The sequence below is a fragment of the Streptomyces sp. NPDC052064 genome (assembly GCF_055585925.1).
Window position 1 is genome coordinate 389000 of sequence record NZ_JBVJJE010000008.1, and the last position, 20713, is coordinate 409712.

The 20713-nt window shown below is 69.4% G+C and carries 24 protein-coding genes; 7 read left to right on the forward strand and 17 right to left on the reverse strand.

Annotated elements, in window-relative coordinates:
• Window positions 1-214: 214 nt before the first annotated feature.
• Window positions 215-1189, reverse strand: coding sequence for a tetratricopeptide repeat protein (locus ACZ6TU_RS23680; RefSeq protein ID WP_467681204.1), 975 nt, complete (start codon window positions 1187-1189; stop codon window positions 215-217).
• A 233-nt stretch (window positions 1190-1422) separates the two neighbouring features.
• Between ACZ6TU_RS23680 and ACZ6TU_RS23685 the strand changes: the two genes are divergently transcribed.
• A complete protein-coding gene (locus tag ACZ6TU_RS23685) occupies window positions 1423-2058 on the forward strand; it encodes a TetR/AcrR family transcriptional regulator (RefSeq protein ID WP_467681206.1) in 636 nt (211 codons plus the stop codon).
• A gap of 99 nt (window positions 2059-2157) precedes the next feature.
• Here the strand turns inward: ACZ6TU_RS23685 and ACZ6TU_RS23690 are convergent, their stop codons facing one another.
• From ACZ6TU_RS23690 to ACZ6TU_RS23710, 5 genes are all read right to left on the reverse strand, one after another.
• Window positions 2158-3858: an acyl-CoA mutase large subunit family protein gene (locus ACZ6TU_RS23690; protein ID WP_467681208.1), complete on the reverse strand. Its 1701-nt coding sequence runs from the start codon at window positions 3856-3858 to the stop codon at window positions 2158-2160.
• Between the two features lie 75 nt (window positions 3859-3933).
• Window positions 3934-4272: a DUF3817 domain-containing protein gene (locus tag ACZ6TU_RS23695; RefSeq protein ID WP_467681210.1), complete on the reverse strand. Its 339-nt coding sequence runs from the start codon at window positions 4270-4272 to the stop codon at window positions 3934-3936.
• 43 nt (window positions 4273-4315) lie between these two features.
• A complete protein-coding gene (locus ACZ6TU_RS23700; protein WP_467681212.1) occupies window positions 4316-4825 on the reverse strand; it encodes a MarR family winged helix-turn-helix transcriptional regulator in 510 nt (169 codons plus the stop codon).
• A gap of 32 nt (window positions 4826-4857) precedes the next feature.
• Window positions 4858-5205, reverse strand: coding sequence for an antibiotic biosynthesis monooxygenase family protein (locus ACZ6TU_RS23705; protein WP_469550815.1), 348 nt, complete (start codon window positions 5203-5205; stop codon window positions 4858-4860).
• Entirely contained in the window at window positions 5202-6461 is a 1260-nt protein-coding gene (locus ACZ6TU_RS23710) for a cytochrome P450 family protein (RefSeq protein ID WP_467681216.1), read from the reverse strand. The genes ACZ6TU_RS23705 and ACZ6TU_RS23710 overlap by 4 nt, the downstream gene beginning before the upstream one ends.
• A gap of 231 nt (window positions 6462-6692) precedes the next feature.
• On the opposite strand from ACZ6TU_RS23710, the gene ACZ6TU_RS23715 reads away from it, so the two are divergent.
• Entirely contained in the window at window positions 6693-8336 is a 1644-nt protein-coding gene (locus tag ACZ6TU_RS23715) for an FAD-dependent oxidoreductase (protein ID WP_469550818.1), read from the forward strand.
• Window positions 8337-8370: 34 nt separating this feature from the next.
• Window positions 8371-9357, forward strand: coding sequence for an amidohydrolase family protein (locus ACZ6TU_RS23720; protein WP_467681220.1), 987 nt, complete (start codon window positions 8371-8373; stop codon window positions 9355-9357).
• Window positions 9358-9425: 68 nt separating this feature from the next.
• Here ACZ6TU_RS23720 and ACZ6TU_RS23725 read toward each other — a convergent pair whose 3' ends face one another.
• The 9 genes from ACZ6TU_RS23725 to ACZ6TU_RS23765 all read right to left on the reverse strand — a co-directional run bounded on the left by ACZ6TU_RS23725 (window position 9426) and on the right by ACZ6TU_RS23765 (window position 15695).
• A complete protein-coding gene (locus ACZ6TU_RS23725; RefSeq protein ID WP_467681222.1) occupies window positions 9426-9767 on the reverse strand; it encodes a TcmI family type II polyketide cyclase in 342 nt (113 codons plus the stop codon).
• A gap of 26 nt (window positions 9768-9793) precedes the next feature.
• Window positions 9794-10273 carry an SRPBCC family protein gene (locus ACZ6TU_RS23730; RefSeq protein WP_469550822.1) on the reverse strand — a complete coding sequence of 160 codons (480 nt, stop codon included), beginning with the start codon at window positions 10271-10273 and terminating at the stop codon, window positions 9794-9796.
• A 1-nt stretch (window position 10274) separates the two neighbouring features.
• Complete coding sequence (locus tag ACZ6TU_RS23735; RefSeq protein WP_467681226.1) at window positions 10275-10532, reverse strand: acyl carrier protein; 258 nt, start codon at window positions 10530-10532, stop codon at window positions 10275-10277.
• Between the two features lie 76 nt (window positions 10533-10608).
• On the reverse strand, window positions 10609-11859 hold the full coding sequence (locus tag ACZ6TU_RS23740) for a ketosynthase chain-length factor (protein WP_467681228.1): 1251 nt from the start codon (window positions 11857-11859) through the stop codon (window positions 10609-10611).
• Window positions 11856-13124, reverse strand: coding sequence for a beta-ketoacyl-[acyl-carrier-protein] synthase family protein (locus ACZ6TU_RS23745; RefSeq protein ID WP_467681230.1), 1269 nt, complete (start codon window positions 13122-13124; stop codon window positions 11856-11858). Before ACZ6TU_RS23745 ends, ACZ6TU_RS23740 begins: the two co-directional genes overlap by 4 nt.
• Window positions 13121-13585 (reverse strand): cupin domain-containing protein, encoded by a 465-nt coding sequence (locus ACZ6TU_RS23750; RefSeq protein WP_467681232.1) that lies wholly within the window; start codon window positions 13583-13585, stop codon window positions 13121-13123. The genes ACZ6TU_RS23745 and ACZ6TU_RS23750 overlap by 4 nt, the downstream gene beginning before the upstream one ends.
• A gap of 61 nt (window positions 13586-13646) precedes the next feature.
• A complete protein-coding gene (locus tag ACZ6TU_RS23755; protein ID WP_467681234.1) occupies window positions 13647-14765 on the reverse strand; it encodes a SchA/CurD-like domain-containing protein in 1119 nt (372 codons plus the stop codon).
• 295 nt (window positions 14766-15060) lie between these two features.
• Window positions 15061-15354, reverse strand: a complete 294-nt coding sequence (locus ACZ6TU_RS23760; RefSeq protein WP_030854324.1) for an MTH1187 family thiamine-binding protein — start codon at window positions 15352-15354, stop codon at window positions 15061-15063.
• Window positions 15351-15695 carry a DUF3817 domain-containing protein gene (locus ACZ6TU_RS23765; protein ID WP_020276103.1) on the reverse strand — a complete coding sequence of 115 codons (345 nt, stop codon included), beginning with the start codon at window positions 15693-15695 and terminating at the stop codon, window positions 15351-15353. Before ACZ6TU_RS23765 ends, ACZ6TU_RS23760 begins: the two co-directional genes overlap by 4 nt.
• 221 nt (window positions 15696-15916) lie before the next feature.
• On the opposite strand from ACZ6TU_RS23765, the gene ACZ6TU_RS23770 reads away from it, so the two are divergent.
• From ACZ6TU_RS23770 to ACZ6TU_RS23785, 4 genes are all read left to right on the forward strand, one after another.
• Entirely contained in the window at window positions 15917-16549 is a 633-nt protein-coding gene (locus ACZ6TU_RS23770) for an AIM24 family protein (RefSeq protein WP_467681351.1), read from the forward strand.
• A complete protein-coding gene (locus ACZ6TU_RS23775; protein WP_467681236.1) occupies window positions 16549-17199 on the forward strand; it encodes an AIM24 family protein in 651 nt (216 codons plus the stop codon). The genes ACZ6TU_RS23770 and ACZ6TU_RS23775 overlap by 1 nt, the downstream gene beginning before the upstream one ends.
• The gene (locus ACZ6TU_RS23780) at window positions 17196-17996 is read left to right on the forward strand and encodes an AIM24 family protein (RefSeq protein ID WP_467681238.1); all 801 of its coding nucleotides are present in this window, start codon (window positions 17196-17198) and stop codon (window positions 17994-17996) included. Before ACZ6TU_RS23775 ends, ACZ6TU_RS23780 begins: the two co-directional genes overlap by 4 nt.
• Window positions 17997-18113: 117 nt before the next feature.
• The gene (locus ACZ6TU_RS23785) at window positions 18114-18590 is read left to right on the forward strand and encodes a MarR family winged helix-turn-helix transcriptional regulator (protein WP_467681240.1); all 477 of its coding nucleotides are present in this window, start codon (window positions 18114-18116) and stop codon (window positions 18588-18590) included.
• Window positions 18591-18620: 30 nt separating this feature from the next.
• Here the strand turns inward: ACZ6TU_RS23785 and ACZ6TU_RS23790 are convergent, their stop codons facing one another.
• Window positions 18621-20030 carry a sensor histidine kinase gene (locus tag ACZ6TU_RS23790; RefSeq protein ID WP_467681242.1) on the reverse strand — a complete coding sequence of 470 codons (1410 nt, stop codon included), beginning with the start codon at window positions 20028-20030 and terminating at the stop codon, window positions 18621-18623.
• A complete protein-coding gene (locus ACZ6TU_RS23795; protein WP_467681244.1) occupies window positions 20027-20695 on the reverse strand; it encodes a response regulator transcription factor in 669 nt (222 codons plus the stop codon). Before ACZ6TU_RS23795 ends, ACZ6TU_RS23790 begins: the two co-directional genes overlap by 4 nt.
• Between the last annotated feature and the right edge of the window lie 18 nt (window positions 20696-20713).

Below are 20713 nucleotides of genomic sequence, written 5' to 3' on the forward strand. Positions count from 1 at the left end.
AACGACCCCCCGGTCTCGGACGACGACACAGGGTGTTGCCGGACAGTGGTGCAAAGCTGTTGATCGATGGACAGAAGCCGACAGATCAACGCCCGCGCCTTACTCGCAGTAACAGCGGCCGCGATTACCAAGTTTTGGTAAAACGCGGCCGCGGTGACGCTCCGTGAGCAAATTCTTCACATGGGCACCACAGGCCCGCGTGTTTAACGACTGGTCAGAACAGGGCCCGAGCCAGGGCCCTGCGGGCCGCGATCACGCGCGGATCCTCGGGTCCGACCACCTCGAACAGCTCCAGCAGCCGCTTCCGTACGGTGTCCCGGTCGTCACCCACCGTACGCGCCACGGTCTCGATGAGCCGGCCGAAGGCGTCCTCCACGTGGCCGCCCACCAGGTCCAGGTCGGCGGCGGCGATCTGCGCCTGCACGTCGGCCGGCTTCTCGGCCGCGTCCCTGCGCACCTGCTGTGGGTCGACACCCTGCACCCGCTGGAGCAACTCGGCCTGGGCGAGGCCCAGTTTGGCCTCCTCGTTGCCCGGGTCCTCGCTCAGCACGTTCTTGTAGGCCTGGACGGCACCGCTCAGGTCACCCGAGTCGAGTGCCTGCACGGCGGCTTCGAGGAGCCCGTCGTACGGACCGGCCGGCCGCTCGGGAGCCGGCTGGGCGCCGCCCGCCTCGGCGTCGGGGTCGACGGCGAGGCCGGTCAGGCCGAAGCGCTGCTCGGCGACCTGCACCAGCTGGTCCAGGGTCTGCCGGATCTGCGCCTCGTCCGCGGCCCCCTGGAAGAGCGGCAGCGCCTGCCCCGCGACGACCGCGAACACCGCGGGGATCCCCTGGATGCCGAACTGCTGCATCAGCATCTGGTTGGCGTCGACATCGATCTTGGCGAGCAGGAAACGGCCGCTGTACTCGACGGCCAGCCGCTCCAGGACCGGGCTCAGCTGCTTGCAGGGCTGACACCACTCGGCCCAGAAGTCGATGACGACGGGCACCTCGGCGGACCGCTGGAGGACGTCCCTCTCGAACCCCGCCTCATCGACGTCGATGACGAGATCGGCCGGGGAGATCGCCCCCGTGCCGCCCTCCCGGGCGGCTTGTGCACGCGCCTGCTCCGCCTTCGCCTTGGCCTCCTGGGCCGCCTTCACCGCGGCGAGGTCGACGACTCCGCTCATGGACATGTTCCGTGGCTGCATGCGCCTATCCTCCCCCGTACTGCGCGCGCGTGTGAAAAACGGTGTGAAAGCCGGGCCGGTCGGGTGCCCTTGGCGCCGGGTCCCCACCCCACGCCGTGTCGCCGAAGCCCGTGTACGTCCCTCACGGGCTTTCGCTACGAGACGTAGCGTAATGCCACGCCGAACCGCCGGAACACCACCCCCCGGTGATCTCCCTCACGGCCACACAGGACCCGCCGGTTTATGGTCAGGACATGCAGAGCCGCCGCCCAGCCAGCCGCACCGGGCGCCCGCGCAGCGTCACGGCGGACGCCGCGATCCTGGCCGCGACTCGCGAGGCTCTCGTGGAACTGGGCTGGTCCAAACTCACCCTGGGAGACGTCGCAACACGCGCCGGGGTTGCGAAGACGACCCTTTATCGCCGCTGGGCGGGCAAGAACGAACTGGTCGTCGACGCGGTCGCGGAGCTCTTCGACGAGCTGGAGCTGCCGGACAGCGGCTCACTGGCCGCCGACATCGAGGGCGTCGTCCTCCAGTTCGCCACGATCCTGGCCCGCCCGGAGGCGAGAAGCGGCCTGATGGCAGTGGTCGCGGAGGCCACCCGCGACGACGCCCTGCGCGAACGCATCCGCGAGTCGGTGGTCGACCGCCAGAAACGCCTGGTCCTGGAAGGCAGATCCCGAGCCCAGGCAAGAGGCGAGCTCCCAACCGAACCGGACCCCGCCACGGCGTCCCGCACAGCGGACCTGATCTTCGACATGGTCGCGGGAGCGGTGGTCCACCGCTCGCTGGTGAGCGGGGAGCCGGTGGACGAGGAGTGGGTACGCGGCTTCACCCTGGTGCTGCTCCGGGGACTGGCGGGAGAAGCCGCGCACACGGCCGCCGGCTGAACCGTGCCCGCCCGCCACGCCGGCGAGCGGCCCGGGGCCGGCAAGTCCGTGCCGGCCGCGCCTTTCGTGCTGGGCCCCGCTGACAGACGAAAGAGGTGCTCAGAAGCCGGCCGGCTCGGTGTACACCCCCCACTCGTCCCGCAGCACCCCGCAGATCTCGCCGAGTGTCGCCTCGGCCCGTACCGCCTCCAGCATCGGCTCGATCATGTTGGCGTCCGACCGCGCCGCGGCGATCATGCCGTCGAGCGCCGCACGGACCCGCGCGTCGTCACGCCCGGCCTTCCGCTCCCCGAGCACCCGGACCTGGTCCCGCTCCACCTCGTGACTGACCCGCAGGATCTCCAGATCCCCGGTCACCGACCCGGTGTGGACGTTCACCCCGACGACCTTCTTGTCGCCCTTCTCCAGCGACTGCTGGTACCGGAACGCCGACTCCGCGATCTCCCCGGTGAACCAGCCATCCTCGATGCCCCGCAGGATCCCGGAGGTGATCGGCCCGATCGGGTGCTGCCCGTCGGGGTGCGCCCGCAGCCCGCGCTCCCTTATCTGCTCGAAGATCTTCTCGGCTTCGGCCTCGATCCGGTCCGTCAGCTGCTCGACGTACCAGGAACCGCCCAGCGGGTCGGCCACGTTGGCGACGCCGGTCTCCTCCATCAGCACCTGCTGGGTGCGCAGCGCGATCTCCGCGGCCTGCTCGCTCGGCAGCGCGAGGGTCTCGTCGAGGGCATTGGTGTGCAGCGAGTTCGTCCCGCCGAGCACGGCGGCCAGCGCCTCCACGGCTGTCCGTACGACGTTGTTGTACGGCTGCTGCGCGGTGAGGGAGACACCCGCCGTCTGGGTGTGGAAGCGCAGCCACTGCGCCTTCTCCGACTTCGCCCCGTACACGTCCCGCATCCAGCGGGCCCAGATCCGCCGGCCCGCCCGGAACTTCGCGATCTCCTCGAAGAAGTCGACGTGCGCGTCGAAGAAGAAGGACAGACCGGGGGCGAAGACGTCGACGTCCAGCCCGCGCGACAGCCCCAGCTCCACGTACCCGAAGCCGTCCGCCAGCGTGTACGCCAGTTCCTGCGCGGCCGTCGACCCGGCCTCGCGGATGTGGTAGCCGGAGACCGACAGCGGCTTGTAGGCGGGGATGCCGGCCGCGCAGTGCTCCATCAGGTCGCCGATGAGCCGCAGATGCGGCTCGGGCTGGAAGAGCCACTCCTTCTGGGCGATGTACTCCTTGAAAATGTCCGTCTGGAGCGTGCCGTTCAGGACGGACGGGTCGACGCCCTGCCGTTCGGCGGCGACCAGGTACATGCAGAAGACGGGCACGGCCGGACCGCTGATGGTCATGGATGTCGTCACATCACCCAGCGGGATGTCCTTGAACAGGAGCTCCATGTCGGCCGCCGAGTCGATCGCGACACCGCAGTGTCCGACCTCGCCCAGCGACCGCGGGTCGTCGGAGTCGCGGCCCATGAGCGTCGGCATGTCGAAGGCGACCGAGAGCCCCCCTCCGCCGTTGCGGAGGATCATCTTGTAGCGCTCGTTGGTCTGCTCGGCGTTGCCGAACCCTGCGAACTGCCGGATGGTCCACGTACGCCCCCGGTAGCCGGTCGCGTACAGGCCCCGGGTGAAGGGGTACTCCCCGGGCCAGCCGATCCGCTCGAACCCCTCGTACCTGTCGCCGGGCCGAGGCCCGTACACCGGCTCCACGGGATCGCCGGAGAGCGTGGTGAAGTCTGCGTCGCGCTTGCGCGCGGCGTCGTACCGGGCCTGCCAGCGACGGCGGCCTTCCTCTATGGCGTCAGCGTCCATACTCTCGAATTTACTAGGACGTCCAAGTAAATGTCGATGGCAGACCGCCGTACGTTCGTCCGTACGGCGGTGCGGTTACGCCTTGGCGGTCGCGGGCGAGTCCTCCGCGGCCTTGGCCTCGAGCTCGTGGCTGATCTTGCGCTCCACGAAGAACGCGGCCGTCGGAATGGTCCCGGCGAGCAGTACCCACAGCTGCTTGCCCACCGGCCACTTCGCCTTGGAGCCCAGGTCGAAGGCGAAGATCAGGTACACGACGTACAGCCAGCCGTGCGCGATGCCGACGACGCGCGTGAAGTCGGCGGCACCGTCCATCTCCAGCAGGTACTTGGCGATGACGCCGACGGTCAGCAGGACCAGCAGCACACCGGTGACGTAGGCCATCACGCGGTAGCGGGTCAGCACGCTCTTTTTCATGCCGTCGAGCGTAACGACCCGTTCCGGGAGATCTTGGCCCGGGTCACCCCTCCTCGAAGTCCCCCGCGGCGATCCGCAGCGGCCGGAGCATCGCGAAGATCTCGGCGCACTCCTCCGCGTCGTACACACCGAGCCCGAACTCCATCGCCATCAGGTCACGGGTGGCCGCCTCGACCACCTCGCGGCCCTTGTCGGTGATGCTGGCGAGGGTGCCGCGCCCGTCGTTGGGGTTGGGCCGCTTGTCGACGAGACCCGACTTCACGAGCCGGTCCACGGTGTTCGTCACGGACGTGGGATGCACCATGAGCCGCTCGCCGATCTTGGACATCGGCAGCTCGCCGGACTTGGAGAAGGTGAGCAGCACCAGCGCCTCGTACCGCGCGAACGTCAGCCCGTACGGCTTGACCACCGCGTCGACCTCGGCGAGGAGGATCTGCTGGGCGCGCATGATCGAGGTGATCGCGGCCATGGACGGCACGTTCCCCCAGCGCTGCTTCCAGCGTTCGTCGGCGCGCGCGATCGGATCGAAGGAAAGACTGAGCGGCTTCGGCACGAAGCCGACCTTACCGGCCGGTCACATGGTGGTCAGCCCCGTCTCGGCTTTCGGGCAGCGGTGCCCTCGGGCATGATCTCGAAGACCCCTGTCCACCGGTCGTCATACAGGCAGGCGTTCATCGGCCCGACCAGCGTGGCGTGATCGGGGTCGGTGCGCCACCGTTTGATGGCTTCCAGGCTTTCCCACTCACTGGTGAGCAGCCATTGGCCGGGGTCGTCCACGGAGCGGCAGAGCTGTTCGCGGAGATGCCCCGGAGACCGCACGGCGCGCTCGAGCACGCCGTGATAGGACTCCACGAAATCCGCTTCCCTGCCCTCCCGGACGCGCAGCAGTCGAACCACTCGCACGCGCGCCGGTGCCGGAGCCCGCCCCGTCACGACGGATCGAGGACGACGGGGAGTTCCGCGAGCCCCCGGAAGGCGGGGAACGGCACGGTCAGCCAGCGTGCGTTCTCCGGCTCCCCGGCCAGAGCCATGCGGGGATACCGTCCGAAGAGCGTGGCGAGGGCGATCTGCATCTCCAGACGCGCCAGAGGCGCGCCGATGCAGTAGTGCGGGCCGAGGCCGAATGCGAGGTGCGTCGCCTGGACGTTCGGGCGCTCGACGTCCATGCGGTCCGGGTCGGGGAACATGTCCGGGTCCCGGTTGGCCGACGTGAGCGAAATCTGCACCAGCGCGCCCTTGGGGATGCGCGTGTCGCGGATCTCGATGTCTTCCGTCGCGTAGCGGAATGTCGAGTTCTCCACGGAGGTCTCGAACCGGAAGATCTCTTCGACGGCCGCGGCCGTCGCCTTCGGGTCCCGGAATGCCAGGCGCTTCTGCTCAGGCTGGCTGAGCAGGTGATAGACGGCGTTGCCGATCTGGTACGCGGTCGACTTGTGGCCCGCGAACAGCAGCACCCACGCGGTGGAGACGAGTTCGTGGTCGGTGAGCGCGCCGTCCTGGTCCTGCGCCGTGACGAGTGCGCTGAGCAGAGCTCCGTCCGGCTCCTTGCGCTTCCGTGCGATCAGGTCCACCAGATAGTCGCGCAGGTTTCCCTCGGCCAGTTCCAGCGCCTTTCTCGCCTCCGGCCCGAAGCCGGTCTGAGCGACGGTGGCGGACCATTCCTGGGCTTGCTTGCGTTCGTTCTCCGGGACGCCCAGGAGCTCACAGATCACGTGGAGCGGCAGCGGGAAGCAGAACTCCGGGAGGAGGTTCACGGGCTCGGACGCCGGGCACCGGTCCAGCAGGTCGTCAGTGATCTCCTGGACCCGCTGACGCAGCGACTCCACCCTCTTGGGGGTGAAGGTACTGCCGACGATCCTCCGGAGCCTGGTGTGCTTCGGAGGGTCCGAGAAGAGCATGTTGTCGTCCAGCGCGATCGACGAGTCACCGAAGATGCGGTGATAGGCGTCGATGGCGCCGTACATGTCCTTGCTCAGCCGGGGGTCGGCCAAGGCGGCACGGGCGTCGTCGTACCGGGTGATGAGGTACGTGTCGACCCCGTGAGGCGGCGACAGCGGGCACACCGGTGCTGTCGCCCTGAGCGCGGAGTAAACGGGATGCGGGTTCGCGCGAAACTCCCGACTACAGGCCGAGGCCGCGGCAGCGGCCTCTTCGGACGACATTTCCTCGGATGCGAACGCTTGCGTCATGGCTGGTCCCCGGGGTCGAGAGTTCCGTCGGTCGGTCACACGATTTCCCGGTCGGCACTGTGCCGCAAACGCTGCTGGGCCATATGAGTTCGGGCGCCGCAGGATCTGCGCAATATCGCTCCGGTTACCCGGCCGGCGTACCCCAGAGCGCCCCGGATCGCGCGCGTAAGTCCTGCTTGATAAACATCATGGACGGGCCAGTCCACCGTTCCCGGGCTGGGCAGTCGCCGGATGACGAGGAAACCAGTGAGCGGACGCGCAGCGGAATCTGTACCAGTTCTCATCGTAGGCGGATCCCTGGTGGGTCTGTCCACGTCCGTGTTCCTGGGGCGGCTCGGAATCGAGCACATGCTCGTGGAGCGGCATGCCGAGACATCGACCCACCCACGCGGCCGTGGGAACAACGTGCGCACCATGGAGATTTTCCGGACCGCCGGACTCGAGCAGAGCGTGCGGGAGGCGGCCTTCGCTCTCGCCGGAAACGACGGTGTTCTCCAGGTGGACACCCTCACCGGGGACCAGCGCCGCTGGATCATCAAGGACATCTCCGCAGGCATGGACATCTCCCGCATCAGCTCTTCGAACTGGTGCCTGTGCAGCCAGAACGACCTGGAGCCGGTCCTGCTGGCCCGCGCCCGCCAGGGCGGAGACATCCGCTTCGGCACGGAGCTGCTTTCCTTCACGCAGGACGAAGACGGAGTCCAGGCCCAGGTCATGAGCCGGGAAACCGGTGAGACTTATACCGTGAACGCCGATTTCCTGGTGGCCGCCGACGGCCCCAGAAGCCCGGTTCGAAAGCGCCTGGGAATCGGCCAGTCGGGGCCCGGCGCTCTGTTCCACAACATCAGCGTCACGTTCCGGAGCAAGACGCTCAAGGAATACGTCGGACCGAAGCGCTTCATCGTCTGCTATATCACCGATCCGCGGGGGGAAGGCGCCCTGCTGCCCGTGGACAACGAGGAGCGATGGGTCGTCCACATCCCTTGGTTCCCCGATCGAGGCGAGTCCCTGGAGGACTTCGGCGACGAGCGCTGCACGGCGCATATTCGCGCGGCCGTCGGCGTTCCGGACGTCGATGTCGAGATCACGGGAAAGGCCCCTTGGCATGCGGCGAAGCGGGTCGCGGACAGCTACCGGCAGGGCCGGGTCTTTCTGGCCGGGGATTCAGCACATGAAATGCCGCCCACCGGGGCGTTCGGCTCCAACACCGGAATCCAGGACGCTCACAACCTCGCCTGGAAACTCGCCGCGGTACTCCGTGGATGGTCCGGCGTGCCGCTGCTCGACACCTACGAGTGCGAACGCCGGCCTGTCGCTGTCACGACGAGCGCACGGGCCTCTCAGCAGGCAGCCGAGGAGGAGCACCCCGGATTCAGTCCGGCAGCGGGGCGCAACGACGATCCGGCGGATCTCATGACGGTCGCGCTCTGCTACCGGTACGCGTCGAATGCCGTGGTGGGTGGCTCCCCTCAGCAGCCGGTCGTCCCGGAAGCCTTCCGGCTCGGCGGAGAGCCGGGCACGCGCGCACCCCACATGTGGGTCGGGAGAGACGGCGCCAGGATCTCCACCCTGGATCTGTACGAGCGTTCCTTCGTCCTGCTCGCCGGGCCCACGGGCCAGGAGTGGCGCCGCGCGGCGGAGCAGGCCTCCCGGAGTCTGGGCGTTCCGGTCGAGGCGTACCTCGTGGGAGACGGCCCCGACCACGACCTGGTTCCCGAGACGGATGCCGACTGGGCAGCGCTGCACGGCACGGCCGAGGACGGTGCCGTGCTCGTGCGCCCGGACGGCTTCGTCGCATGGCGCGCGCACACCGGCATGCCGTCCGCGGACGGGGGGCTGACGAACGTGCTGCGGACCGTGCTCTGTCTCGACTGAAGACCCCCTGCACACCCACAGCGAGGACACGCCAATGGCATTCGAAGACGGCCCCGTCGCGGGCCGAGTGGACGTCCACCACCATTTCACCGCGCCGGCCTGGCTGGACTGGGCCGAGGAACGCGGCGTCGTCGACCGCGGAAAGCTGCCCTGGTGGACGCACTGGGACATGAACGCGGCCCTGGAAGTCATGGACAAGACGGGCATCGGCACCGCCGTCATGACCGTCGCGATGCTCGGGCGGTTCAGCGAGCGCACGGAGCGTCAGGAGAGCGCGCGGATCGCCCTGCGGGCAGCGGCCGATGTCGTCGCGGAACGTCCCTCACGCTTCGCCTTCTTCACCCCGGTGTTCCTCGACGACCTGGAACTCTCCCGGTGGAGCCTCCGCTACGGACTCGACGAGCTCGGCGCCGTAGGGGTGAGCACGCGAACGAGCATGGACGGTGTCTACCTGGGCGACGACTCCCACGACCACCTCCTGCGGGAGCTGAACGACCGGTCCGCCGTCATCAGCACGCACCCCATGGAAGTGCCGGCCGGCAAGGGCGGCGGTCCCGGACTGCCGGGGGTGCCGCCCTTCCTGTGCGACTTCCTCATGGACACCACACGTGCGGCCATCAACCTGATCAAAAACGGCACCCTGGACCGCTACCCGAACCTCAGCTTCGTCCTTCCGCACGGAGGAGGCTTCCTTCCGTACATCGCCACCAGGCTCGAACTCTTCGGCGGGCACCTCACCCCCGAGATCGAGCCGGGCCGGGTCCGTGACTACCTGCACCGGTTCTACTTCGACACGGCGGGCCCCATGTCCCCCTCCTCCACTCCCACGCTGCTGGCCACGGTGGATCCCGGCCGCATCCTCTTCGGCACGGACTGGCCGCCCACGCCCGCACAGGTCGTCGCCGACATCGCGGCACCCGCTCTGGACAGCGACCCCTCCCTCTCAGCGGAGCAACTCCGGGGCATCAACCGGGACAACGCCCTGCGTCTGCTGCCGGTACTGGACCGCCCCTCCTCGTAGCCGCACGCACGAGAAGAAAGCCGCTGCCCGCGCTTCGTCCGCGCGGGCAGCGGCTTTCTTCCTCGGCTTCACCGGGTGGCCGGGGCCGGGTCCCTCTCCCAGTGGTAGAAGCACTGCGCCATCGCGTCCTTCGGACCGCGCCAGGTCTGCGGGTCGTACGGCCTGACGTACGCCTCGAGCCTCTTGCTGATGTCGAGGAACTCGGGGTGCCCGGCCACCCGCGCGATGGCGGGGCCCGGGTCCTGCTCGGCCTCGATGAAGTGCATGTACACATCGCCGAACTGGAAGAGGGAGCGCTGGGTCACCCCGACGAGGTGGGGCAGGTCGCCGCGGTCGGAGGCCGCGAAGACCTCGGCGATGTCCGGAGCCGACTGCGGGGCCATCCGGGCGACGATCAGGGCGTGGTGCATGAGGTCTCCTTACGCGGCGGCGTCGTTCAGGCGGGCGTGACGGGCGCGGTCCGCCGCTCGCCGGCGGCCTGCTCGATGCGGTCACGGATGAGGGCCATCTGGACGGGCGAGTTGCGGTTGATGATGTCCGTCATCCCGGCGTCGTCGACGGGCGCGTCGGGCTTCATGGCGAAGTCCTGGGTCCAGTGCATCCGGGTGCCGTCGGGGGTCTCCTCGTACTCCCACCGGATGTTCATGTACTCGAACGGGCCGGTTTCGACCCGGCGTGCGCGGACGGTGAGCTTCTCGCGGTCGGTGGTCCGTTCCGACACCCAGCTCCACACCTTGCCGTTCTCGTCGGGGTGCATGGTCAGGCGGAAGGTCACCGTGTCGCCCTGCCGGGACAGCACCTCGGCGGCCGCGTACTCGCTGAACAGCTGCGGCCATCTCTCGATGTCGTTGGTCATGTCCCAGACGAGGTCGAGGGGCGCGGCGATGGTGATCTCGTTCTCGGTGTGTCCGGCCACTTCAGGCTCCTGTCATGAGCGAGCTGTTGACGAGGTCGAGGAAGTCGCGGGGGGTCTTGCTCCGTTCCGCGTCGGTGGGGAGCGCCCGGCCGTGCCGGTTCTCCAGTTCGCCGACGATGCCGAGGAGGCCGAGTGAGTCCAGCCCGAACTCGGCGAAGGGAGTGTCGACCCGGGCTTCGAGGTCGTGCGGGTCGACGGTGACGCCGGCGGCCTTCTTCATGAGTGCGGCCAGCTCTTCGAGGGTCACTTCACTGTTCATGCGTGTTCTCCTTGTCGTGCGGTGCTGTGGGCTCGTCCGGCGCATCCCGCCGCGGACGCGGACAGTCACCGCTGCGTCACCGGGCGGCGGGTCCCGGGTCGCGGCGCAGTACCAGCGCCGCGTTGGAGCCCATGAGTCCACGGCTGAGGACCAGAGCCGTGCGGAGCTCGGCCGGGCGCGCCGTCGAGGTCACCAGGTCGATGTCGTGACAGATGTCGAAGACGTTGGGCGTGGGCGGGATCTGCCCTTGTTCCATGGCCATCACCGCTGCCGCGACATCCAGCAGAGGTGCCCCGCAGTAGGACCGGCCGATGCCGGTCTTGGGGGCCGTGACGGGCACGCGGGTGCCGTGCGGGCCGAGGGCGTCGGCGAGGGCGAGGGCCTCGGCACGGTCCGCCTCCGGGGTACCCATCGCGTCGGCGAAGACCACGTCGATCTCCTCCGGTGCGCAGCCGGCCTCGTCGAGGGCGCCGCGGATCGCGTGGGACAGTCCCTCGCGTGAACGGTCCCAGCGCGAGGCGCCGGTGAACGTGGCCGCATGTCCCGCCACGACGGCGCGGACGGCCGCGTCGCGGCGGCGTGCGCGGTCCACGTCCTCGACGACCAGCACGGCACCGCCCTCGGCCGGCACGAAGCCGCAGGCCGCGGAGGTGAAGGGACGATAGGCCCGCGCCGGGTCCTCGACCGTGCTGAGTTCCGGGTATCCGAGCTGGCAGACCATCGAGTACGGAGCGAGCGGCGCCTCGGCCCCCCCGACCACGACCACGTCGGTTCCCCGCCCCACGGTCCGGGCGGCGTGCGCGACGGCGTCCAGGCCGCCGGCCTCGTCGCTCGCGACCACGCCGCAGGGCCCCTTGAAGCCGCTGCGAATGGATATCTGTCCCGTGCTGGCCGCGTAGAACCAGGCGATGGACTGGTAGGGGCCGACGAAACGGGACCCCTGACCCCACAGCCTCTGCAGCTCCCGCTGGCCGAACTCACCGCCACCGGATCCGGCAGCGGTGACCACACCGACGGAGTACGGGGAGTCGGCGGCGACGTCACTCAGACCCGCCTCCTTCAGGGCCGCACTGGCGGCGGCCATCGCGAAGTGGCTGAACCGGTCGGTCTGGACGAGGAAGGTCTCCTCGATGAGTGCCGCGGGATCGAACCCCCGCACCTCGCCGGCGACGCGGAGCGGAAGGTGCCCGCAACCCTCCCGGGTGATCCGGTCGAGTACGAACAGGCCCTCCTTGACGGACTTCCAGTAGGTCTCCGTATGCAGTCCGTTGGGCGCGACCACACCGATCCCGGTGATGGCCGTGCGCCGTGTCAGCTGAGCGCTCATCGTTTCCTCCCGCCCGGCCCCGTCAGGAGCACCGCGGACTGGAACCCGCCGAAGCCGCTGCCCACGGAGAGCACGTTGCCGAGCTTGTGCGGGCGTGCGGTGCGCGGTACGTAGTCCAGGTCGCACTCGGGGTCCGGGGTCTCGTAGTTCGCCGTCGGCGGGACCACCTGGTGGGCCAGGGCCAGCACGCAGGCGACGACCTCGATCGCGCCGATCGCACCGAGCGAGTGGCCCACCATGGACTTGATCGAACTCATGGGCGTTTCGTAGGCGTGGGCGCCCAGGGACCGCTTGACCGCGGCCGTCTCGTGACGGTCGTTCTGGCGGGTGCCCGAGCCGTGCGCGTTGACGTAGTCGATGCGTGAGGGGTCCAGTCGGGCCTGGCCGAGCGCGGTGTCGATGGCCCTGGCCATCTCCAGGCCCTCGCTGGTCAGTCCGGTCATGTGGTAGGCGTTGCCGAACGTGGCGTAGCCGCCGATCTCGCAGTAGACGTGCGCGCCACGGGCACGGGCGTGTTCGAGCTCCTCCAGGACCAGCACCGCGGAGCCCTCACCCATGACGAATCCGTCGCGGTGCGCGTCGAAGGGCCGGGACGCGTGCGCCGGGTCGTCGTTGTTCGGCGACGTCGCCCTGATGGCGTCGAAGCAGGCCATGGTGATCGGGGAGATCGGGGAGTCCGACGCTCCGGCGATACAGATGTCGGCGCGGCCTTCCTCGATCGTGTGAAAGCCGTAGCCCACCGCGTCGAGTCCGGATGTGCAGCCGGTCGAGACCGTCTGCACCGGCCCTTGGGCACCGAAGTACTCGGCGACGTCGGAGGCCAGTGTGCTGGGCGAGAACGCCCGGTGCAGCTGCGGGCCGGCGGCGCGGTGGTCGACGTCCCAGCGTTGCCCTCGTTCGCTGACCAGGACGTAGTCGTGCTCCAGGCGGGTCGTGCCGCCCACGGCGCTGCCGAGCGAGACGGCCACCCGCCAGGGGTCCTCTGCGCCGAACTCGATGCCGCAGTCGGCCACCGCCTCAGCCGCGGCGACGACGGCGAACTGGATGTACCGGTCGGCGCGTTCGGCCAGCCCGGGATCGAGCCCGTGCGCGAGCGGGTCGAAGTCGCACTCGGCCGCGATACGGGAACGCAGCCCCTCGGGATCGAACAGGGTGATGCCGCGCGTCGCGGTACGGCCGCCTGAGAGAAGGTCCCAGAACGCCGGTACGCCGATCCCGCCGGGAGCGACGACGCCGATACCGGTGACCGCCACCCGCCGGGTCACGAGGGGACCCCTCGTCGTTCGGGCTGCGCGCCGTCCCCCTGCACGGCCGGGTACGGTTCGGCGCTCCCGTTCCCCTCGGTGGTCTCCGTGTCGACGTGGCCGAGGCTCGGTTTCGGCGCCAGCGGACCCAGATGGAAGACCATCCGGGCTTCCACGTCACCGACGTTGCGGAAGCGGTGCCGCATGCCGATGGGGATCATCAGGCCCTGGTCGGCGCGGACGGGGCGCGTCTCGTCGTCCAGGTCGACTTCCAGCTGGCCCTGGACGACGTACACGAACTCCTCGGAGTAAGGGTGGTAGTGCTCGCTGATGCGTTCTCCCGGCTGCATGATGGCCAGGCCCATGAACCCGCTCGTGGAACCCACCGTGAGGGGCGTGAGCAGGGTGCGCAGGTCGCCGCCCCGCCTGCGGTTGGGCTCGGTCTCGCTGATGTCCACGATGCGCGGGCGCGTCTTGTCCATTGGTCCGTCTCCAGGTCGGTCGGTGGGGTGGGTGTTCATGGGCGGTGTCGTCCATGGGCTGTCAGGACTCGGCGGCCTTGCGATCGGTGATCAGCGTCATCTCGGTGTGCGCCAGGAGGCGGGTGGCGTCCCGTTCGCTCGAGAGCGGTCCTTCCACGCCGAGTGCGGCACCGTCGAGCAGGCGGGCCAGCACGGCGGCCTTCCTGGTGCCGTGGATGCCGAGCGCCCTGACGGGATCGCTCTCGGGGTCCCGCGTGTCGATGAGACGGACGACCAGGTCGTCCCGGTGGAAGACGGTGCTGCGGTGCACGGGGCTCGCAGGGTCGTCCGCGGCGGTCTCGTCCTGCTGGGAGAGCAGCCGCGCCAGCGCCATCCCACAGCCTTCCCGGGCCGGGTAGTACAGCGCGTGACGCAGCAGTCCGGCCGGCTCGGGTCCGCCACGCGCCACATGGTGCACGGCCGGCATGGCCGCTCGGATGAAGAAGGCCCGTGCGGACGCGGGGTCGGTCAGGTCCCTGCTCAGTTCCAGGTGCGGATTGAGGGCTTCCTCGACCGCCCGCACCTCCGGCTGACGCGAGACGTGGCGCAGCGCCGTCTGCAGGTCGCCCTCCACCTCGACGGTGCGGACGACTCTGTTGCCGTGCATGAACAGCGTCGTGCGGCGCAGCCGGGTGGAGTCGTCGACGCGGGCCTGGGGTGGCGCGTATCCGGCGAGGATCTCCGCGACCTTCGACTCGGAACCGGGCTTGACGGTGAACGTCAGCGCATGGCGCGTCACTCCGTCGCCGACCCTCACCGGGCCCTGGGCTGTGCCGGTGTCCTGGGCGGTGGGCGAGTGGGCACCCCCGGTCTCGCGGAGGATGGTGTAACGCGTCGACCGGATGTCACGGACGCAGTCCTGCATGGGCCTGACCGTCTCGAGGTGCTCCTCGCTGTTCACCCAGGCGAGATAGGGCGGGGCGGTCGCCCATTCGCTCGTGATGAGCCACTGGGAGGGGTTCTCCACGGACTGGCACAGCTGGTCACCGAGGTGACCGGGAATCGACGCCACCCGGCTGCGCATGTGCTCGTACGCGTCGAGGAACCGTTGCTGGGCGCCTTCGTGCAGATCGACGAGCAGGATGACGCGCAGCCTGGAGCCGTCGAACGCCGACTGGGATGTATACGTCGAAGTGTTCATCCGGCAGGCCCTTCCTTCGCGGGGCAGACGACGGCCGCCGCGTCCGCATGCGGATGACGGTCGGCCCTGAGTCCTCATCGTGGATCGGTGCGTCGGACTCCGCGAGCCACGCGGGTCATCAGAGGGAACTGCCCGGTGAGCAGGGCGCTTTTGCTCAGCTGCGGCCGGATGCGGACGGATGGTGTGGAAGGAATGAGCCGTTCGTGGCCGTCCGGGTCGGCGCGGATCCGAGCGCCGGCCGTCGCACAGGAAAGCCCCGGCTCGTCAAGAGCCGGGGCTGTGTGGTCCGTGCGGCCTACTCGGCGAGGTGCCGCTCCACCGTCTCCACCTTGGAGGTGAGCCCGTCCGTCACTCCGGGGCGGATGTCCGCCTTGAGGACCAGGGACACGCGCGGCGCCCGCCGCTCGACCGCGGCGACCGCCCGCCGGACGACGTCCATGACCTCGTCCCACTCCCCCTCCACGGACGTGAACATCGCATCCGTCCGATTCGGCAGCCCCGACTCACGTACGACACGCACCGCATCGGCGACGTACTCCCCCACGTCCTCCCCGACTCCCAACGGCGTCACGGAAAAGGCGACGATCATGCCTTCACAGCCCCTTCCTGGCGCGCCCGGGACGCGATGACCGCGTCCTCGGCCTCACGCCGCAGCTTCCGCTCCGCGAAGAACCCACCGGTCGGCAGCACCGACAGCACGAAGTACAGCGCGGCGGTCTTCACCGACCACTTCGTCCGGTTCCACGCGTCGGCCCAGAAGATCACGTACAGGATGAAGAGGACACCGTGCACCATGCCCATCACCGGGACGGCGTTGAAGTCCGTGGTCCGCTTCAGCACCGAGCAGACCAGCAGGAGGAGGAAGGAGATCGCCTCGGGAGCCGAGACCAGGCGGAGGCGGCGGATGGCGGTGGCGGTCTTGAGGTCCACGGGTCACCTTCGGTGGGAGAGACACGGCGGTCTGGACGATCTGAACGGTCTGACGGTTTGTGAACGCGCGCACAAGCGTCCCGCCCATTGTGGCAAACCGCCGCGGGCCCTCCGGCCCTGGGTCCGCCTCCCCCGGTCCCTAGGGGTGCGGTCAGGGTCGTTCTCCACCCACGGGCCCTGTCCGTGGCGCCCGGCCTGCGGCTACCTTCACGTACGTGGCGATGTTCCGACTTCAGAGCAGCAGGGTGCTCGCCGTCGACATGACCGGAGACGCCGTGAAGGCGAAGAACGGCTCGATGGTCGCGTACGACGGCGAGATGGCCTTCAAGAAGCTCAGCGGCGGCGGCGAGGGCATACGAGGCATGGTGACCCGGCGGCTGACCGGCGAGCAGATGACGTTGATGGAGGTGAAGGGGCGGGGAACCTGCTGGTTCGCGGACCGTGCCTCCGAGATCAACCTGGTCAGCGTCCAGGGCGACAAGCTCTACGTGGAGTCGAGCAACCTGCTCGCGACCGACGGCGGGCTGCGCACGGGGACGGAGTTCACGGGCCTGCGCGGCGCCTCGCAGGGCAACGGGCTGTTCACGACGACCGTCGAGGGCCACGGCCAGGCGGCGATCATGTCGGACGGCCCTGCGGTGGTGCTGCGCGTCAGCCCGCAGTACCCGCTGACGGTCGACCCCGGGGCGTATGTGGCGCACCAGGGGAATCTCCGGCAGTCCTTCCAGTCCGGTGTGACGTTCCGCACGTTGCTCGGGGAGGGCGGTGGCGAGGCCTTCCAGATGCGGTTCGAGGGGGACGGTCTGGTGTACGTGCAGCCGAGCGAGCGGAACACGATCGCGGGAGACGTGTGATGGCCTTCCGTGAGATCAACGCGAAGATGGTCGAGGCGACGGTCGCGCCGGGGCAGAAGCTGTTCAGTCAGCGCGGCGCGATGCTCGCGTACAAGGGCGAGGTGTCCTTCACCCCCAGCATGGCCGGCGGTCAGGGCGGGATCATGTCGATGATCGGCCGCCGGGTCGCCGACGAGGACACCCCCCTGATGGCCGTCGAGGGCAGCGGCACGGTCCTGTTCGGGCACGGTGGGCACCACGTCCAGGTCATCCGGCTCGCCGGCGACACGCTGTACGTCGAGTCGGACCGCCTCCTGGCCTTCGAGGGCACGCTCCAGCAGGGCACGATGTTCCTGGGCTCGCAGGGCGGCGTCATGGGCATGGTGCGCGGACAGGTCAGCGGCCAGGGGTTGTTCACGACCACACTCAAGGGGCACGGGGCCGTCGCGGTCATGGCCCATGGCGGCGTGATCGAGATCCCGATCACGCCCCAGCGGCCGGTGCACGTGGACCCGCAGGCCTACGTCGCCCACCACGGCGACGTCCGCAACAAGCTGTCCACGGCCCTGGGCTGGCGGGACATGGTGGGTCGCGGCTCGGGCGAGGCGTTCCAGCTGGAGCTCAGCGGCAGCGGTGCGGTGTACGTCCAGGCGTCGGAGGAGAAGCTGTGAGCACGTACGGAACCCCGGGCGCCGGCCCCGCGGTCTTCGACCCGGCGACGCTGCCGCCCGACGACAACGTCAATCCCTACACCTTCTGCGTGGAACTCAAGGGGAGCCAGTGGTTCCTCCAGAAGGGGAAGATGATCGCCTACTACGGCTCGATCGACTTCAACGGCGTCGGACACGGCCGGCTGGACCGTCTTGTCCGTACGTCCTTCCATTCGCCACTGCACGCGAGCGACTGGGTCGTGGCGGAGGGCTCGGGCAAGATGCTCCTCGCCGACCGGGCCTTCGACGTGAACTCGTACGACCTCGAGAACGGCAACCTGACCATTCGCTCGGGCAACCTCCTCGCTTTTCAGCCAACTCTGTCGCTGAAGCAATCAATCGTGCCGGGTTTTCTGACCCTCATCGGAACCGGAAAGTTCGTGGCCGCGTCGAACGGCCCCGTGGTGTTCATGGAACCCCCGATCCGGGTCGACCCCCAGGCCCTGGTCGGATGGGCCGACTGCCCCTCGCCCTGCCACCACTACGACCACGGGTACATGACCGGCGTAATGGGCGGCCTACGTGCACTGACGGGCCTCGGCGGGGCCTCCGGGGAGGAGCACCAGTTCGAGTTCGTCGGCGTCGGCACGGTCCTGCTCCAGTCGTCCGAGACCCTCATGGCCGAGCAGGCCACGGGGGCCGTTCCGCACCAGGCCGGCGTGCCCGGCGGCGGGGCGCACAGCCCCCACGCAGGACAGTCCGGCGTACCGCGCCTTCCCGGACAGCTGGGGGACCTCCAGCGTCGCTTCGGGCTGTGAGCGGTAGTCTGCGGAGTGTGACATCGAACGCCTGCGCACCAGATGTTCGGCGGGTGCGCTCCGTCACACGAAAACCCTCACTAGTTCACCTTTCAACCTTTTAGGTAGACTTCATTTATGGAGACCGAGACGGCCACCCGCTGGCTGACCGATGCGGAGCAGTGCGCCTGGCGCACCCACCTGGAGGTCAACAGGCTGTTGACGTACCAGCTCGAGAAGGACCTGCAGCCGTTCGGCCTGACAATGAACGACTACGAGATCCTGGTGAATCTCTCGGAGTCGGAGGACCAGCGGATGCGGATGAGCGACCTCGCGTCCGCCACGCTCCAGTCCAAGAGCCGCCTCTCCCACCAGATCACGCGCATGGAGAACGCGAACCTGGTCCGGCGGGAGAACTGCGAGTCCGACCGCCGGGGGCTCTACGCGGTCCTCACCGAGCACGGCACGGCGACGATGCAGAAGGTCGCGCCCCACCATGTGGCGTCCGTGCGGAGGCACTTCATCGACCTGCTGTCCCCCGAGGCCCTGACGGAGCTCGACAAGGCCCTCAAGCCCATCGCGGAGCACTTGCGCGGCCAGCGTGGACGCCCGTAACCCGGACGGCGCACCGGGGCTCGGCCCCGGCTAGGCGAGCGGCAGGCGGAGTTCGAACAGGGCTCCGCCTGCGGGCCCCTGACCGGCCGTGAGCGTGCCGCCGTGCCGTACGGCGACGTCCCGGGCGATGGCGAGTCCCAGTCCGGCACCGCCGTCGTCGCGGCTGCGGGCGGCGTCCAGCCGTACGAACCGCTCGAAGATCCGCTCCCGGTCGGTCTCGGGCACGCCGTCCCCGTCGTCCGACACCCCGACCACGGCCAGGTCACCCTCCCGTCGCACGCTCACGGTGACGGCCGAGCGGGCATGCCGCTGGGCGTTGTCGAGCAGATTGGCCAGCACTCGCCCCAACTGCCCGCGCGATCCGGCCACGTTCACCGGCTCCGCGTCCACCGTCACGCCCGTCCGCCCCTCGGCCTCCTCCCGGGCCAGCCCGGCGAGGTCGACCTTCGCGTCGTTGGGCCGTTCCCCCGCGTCCAGCCGGGCGAGCAGCAGCAGGTCGGCGGCGAGCCGCTGGAGCCGCACGGTGTCCTCCACGGCCCCGTCGAGGTCCAGCAGCTCGGGATGCGCGGCGGCCACCTCCAACTGGGTCCGCAGCGAGGCGATGGGGCTCCGCAGCTCGTGGGACGCGTCGGCGACGAATCGCCGCTGCCGCTCCACGGAGGTCTCCAGGGCCGCGAGCGTCTCGTTCGTCGTCCGGGCGAGCCGGGCGACCTCGTCGTGCGTCTCCGGCTCCGGGACACGGCGCGCGAGGTCCTCGGAGGCGGTGATCGCGGCCATCTCGCTCCGGATGCCCTCCACCGGCCGCAGCGCCCGCCGGGTGACCAGCCAGGTCACCCCCGCGACGACGCCGAGCAGCAGCGGGAACCCGATCAGCATCACCGTCGTCGCGGTCTGCACGGCCCCGTGCTCGGCGGCCAGCGGGGCACCGGCGTAGACCTTCAGACGCCCCCGGTCGTGGGTCTCGACCTCGACGGCGGCGAAACGGTAGTCCGCCGTTTCGCCGTCGATCGTCGCGGACCCGTTCCGGAAGGTGCTCTCCCCGGCGATCTCCCCGGGTTCGAGGTCCGCTTCGTGGTCGTCGGAGTCGTCGTCATCGTCCCCGCGAGGCGCCGCCGACGGCTGCGGTTTCACCCGGTCGGAGTCAGTACCGCTGATCTTCTCCAGATCCTCGCTGACCGCGACCACCCGCTTCTTCTCGGCGAGTACCTGGACCGGCCCGTCGTCGCCGTCCAGCCCGGACAGTTTGTCGTACGGCGCCCCGGCGGCGAGTTGGGAGGCGACCGTCCGCGCGGAGCGCTCCGCGCGGGTGCCGGCCTCGCCCATCAGGTTGGACCGCAGGGACAGCAGGACGGCGGCCCCGGCGGCGACGAGCGCCACCGCGACCACGAGCGTGGATCCGAGCGTGGCCCGCGCCCGGACCGACCCGAACAGCCTCCTCATGGCGACGTCTCCAGCCGGTACCCGGCGCCGCGCACGGTCCGGATCAGCCCCGCCCGCAGCTTCCGCCGCAGTGTGCTGACGTACACCTCGACGATGTTGGGATCACCCTCGTACGCGAAGTCCCACACATGCTCGAGGATCTCGGACTTGGACACGACCTCCCCGGCCCGCAGCACGAGATGCTCCAGCACGGAGAACTCCTTGGCGGTCAGGGCGACCTCGTCCTCCCCCAGGAACACCCGCCGGGCCGCGGTGTCCACCTTCAGATCCCCGTGCACATGCACGGGCGAGGACCCGGCACCCACCCCGCGCCGCCGCAGCAGCGCCTTGATCCGGGCGACGAGCACGACGTACGAGAAGGGCTTGGTCAGATAGTCGTCCGCACCGGTGTCGAGCCCCTCCGCCTCGTCGTACTCGCCGTCCTTGGCGGTGAGCATCAGGATCGGCACCTCGTGCCCGGCGGCGCGCAGGGCAGCGCAGACCCGGTAGCCGTTGAGCCCGGGCAGCATGATGTCGAGGATCACCAGGTCGTACGTGCCCTCCGAGGCCTGGTGCAGCCCCTCCCGTCCGTCGTGGACGACATCCACGGCGTACCCCTCGGCCGTCAGGCCCCTGGCGAGCGACAGGGCCAGCCGCTTCTCGTCCTCCACGATCAACAGGCGCATGGGTAAAGAGTGGCAAAG

Excerpts from the sequence above, each read along its gene's own strand:
- ACZ6TU_RS23680 (WP_467681204.1), bottom strand. The coding sequence starts at position 1,189 with ATGCAGCCACGGAACATGTCCATGAGCGGAGTCGTCGACCTCGCCGCG.
- ACZ6TU_RS23685 (WP_467681206.1), top strand. The coding sequence starts at position 1,423 with ATGCAGAGCCGCCGCCCAGCCAGCCGCACCGGGCGCCCGCGCAGCGTC.
- ACZ6TU_RS23690 (WP_467681208.1), bottom strand. The coding sequence starts at position 3,858 with ATGGACGCTGACGCCATAGAGGAAGGCCGCCGTCGCTGGCAGGCCCGG.
- ACZ6TU_RS23695 (WP_467681210.1), bottom strand. The coding sequence starts at position 4,272 with ATGAAAAAGAGCGTGCTGACCCGCTACCGCGTGATGGCCTACGTCACC.
- ACZ6TU_RS23710 (WP_467681216.1), bottom strand. The coding sequence starts at position 6,461 with ATGACGCAAGCGTTCGCATCCGAGGAAATGTCGTCCGAAGAGGCCGCT.
- ACZ6TU_RS23715 (WP_469550818.1), top strand. The coding sequence starts at position 6,693 with ATGACGAGGAAACCAGTGAGCGGACGCGCAGCGGAATCTGTACCAGTT.
- ACZ6TU_RS23720 (WP_467681220.1), top strand. The coding sequence starts at position 8,371 with ATGGCATTCGAAGACGGCCCCGTCGCGGGCCGAGTGGACGTCCACCAC.
- ACZ6TU_RS23725 (WP_467681222.1), bottom strand. The coding sequence starts at position 9,767 with ATGCACCACGCCCTGATCGTCGCCCGGATGGCCCCGCAGTCGGCTCCG.
- ACZ6TU_RS23735 (WP_467681226.1), bottom strand. The coding sequence starts at position 10,532 with ATGAACAGTGAAGTGACCCTCGAAGAGCTGGCCGCACTCATGAAGAAG.
- ACZ6TU_RS23740 (WP_467681228.1), bottom strand. The coding sequence starts at position 11,859 with ATGAGCGCTCAGCTGACACGGCGCACGGCCATCACCGGGATCGGTGTG.
- ACZ6TU_RS23750 (WP_467681232.1), bottom strand. The coding sequence starts at position 13,585 with ATGGACAAGACGCGCCCGCGCATCGTGGACATCAGCGAGACCGAGCCC.
- ACZ6TU_RS23755 (WP_467681234.1), bottom strand. The coding sequence starts at position 14,765 with ATGAACACTTCGACGTATACATCCCAGTCGGCGTTCGACGGCTCCAGG.
- ACZ6TU_RS23760 (WP_030854324.1), bottom strand. The coding sequence starts at position 15,354 with ATGATCGTCGCCTTTTCCGTGACGCCGTTGGGAGTCGGGGAGGACGTG.
- ACZ6TU_RS23770 (WP_467681351.1), top strand. The coding sequence starts at position 15,917 with ATGTTCCGACTTCAGAGCAGCAGGGTGCTCGCCGTCGACATGACCGGA.
- ACZ6TU_RS23775 (WP_467681236.1), top strand. The coding sequence starts at position 16,549 with ATGGCCTTCCGTGAGATCAACGCGAAGATGGTCGAGGCGACGGTCGCG.
- ACZ6TU_RS23785 (WP_467681240.1), top strand. The coding sequence starts at position 18,114 with ATGGAGACCGAGACGGCCACCCGCTGGCTGACCGATGCGGAGCAGTGC.
- ACZ6TU_RS23790 (WP_467681242.1), bottom strand. The coding sequence starts at position 20,030 with ATGAGGAGGCTGTTCGGGTCGGTCCGGGCGCGGGCCACGCTCGGATCC.
- ACZ6TU_RS23795 (WP_467681244.1), bottom strand. The coding sequence starts at position 20,695 with ATGCGCCTGTTGATCGTGGAGGACGAGAAGCGGCTGGCCCTGTCGCTC.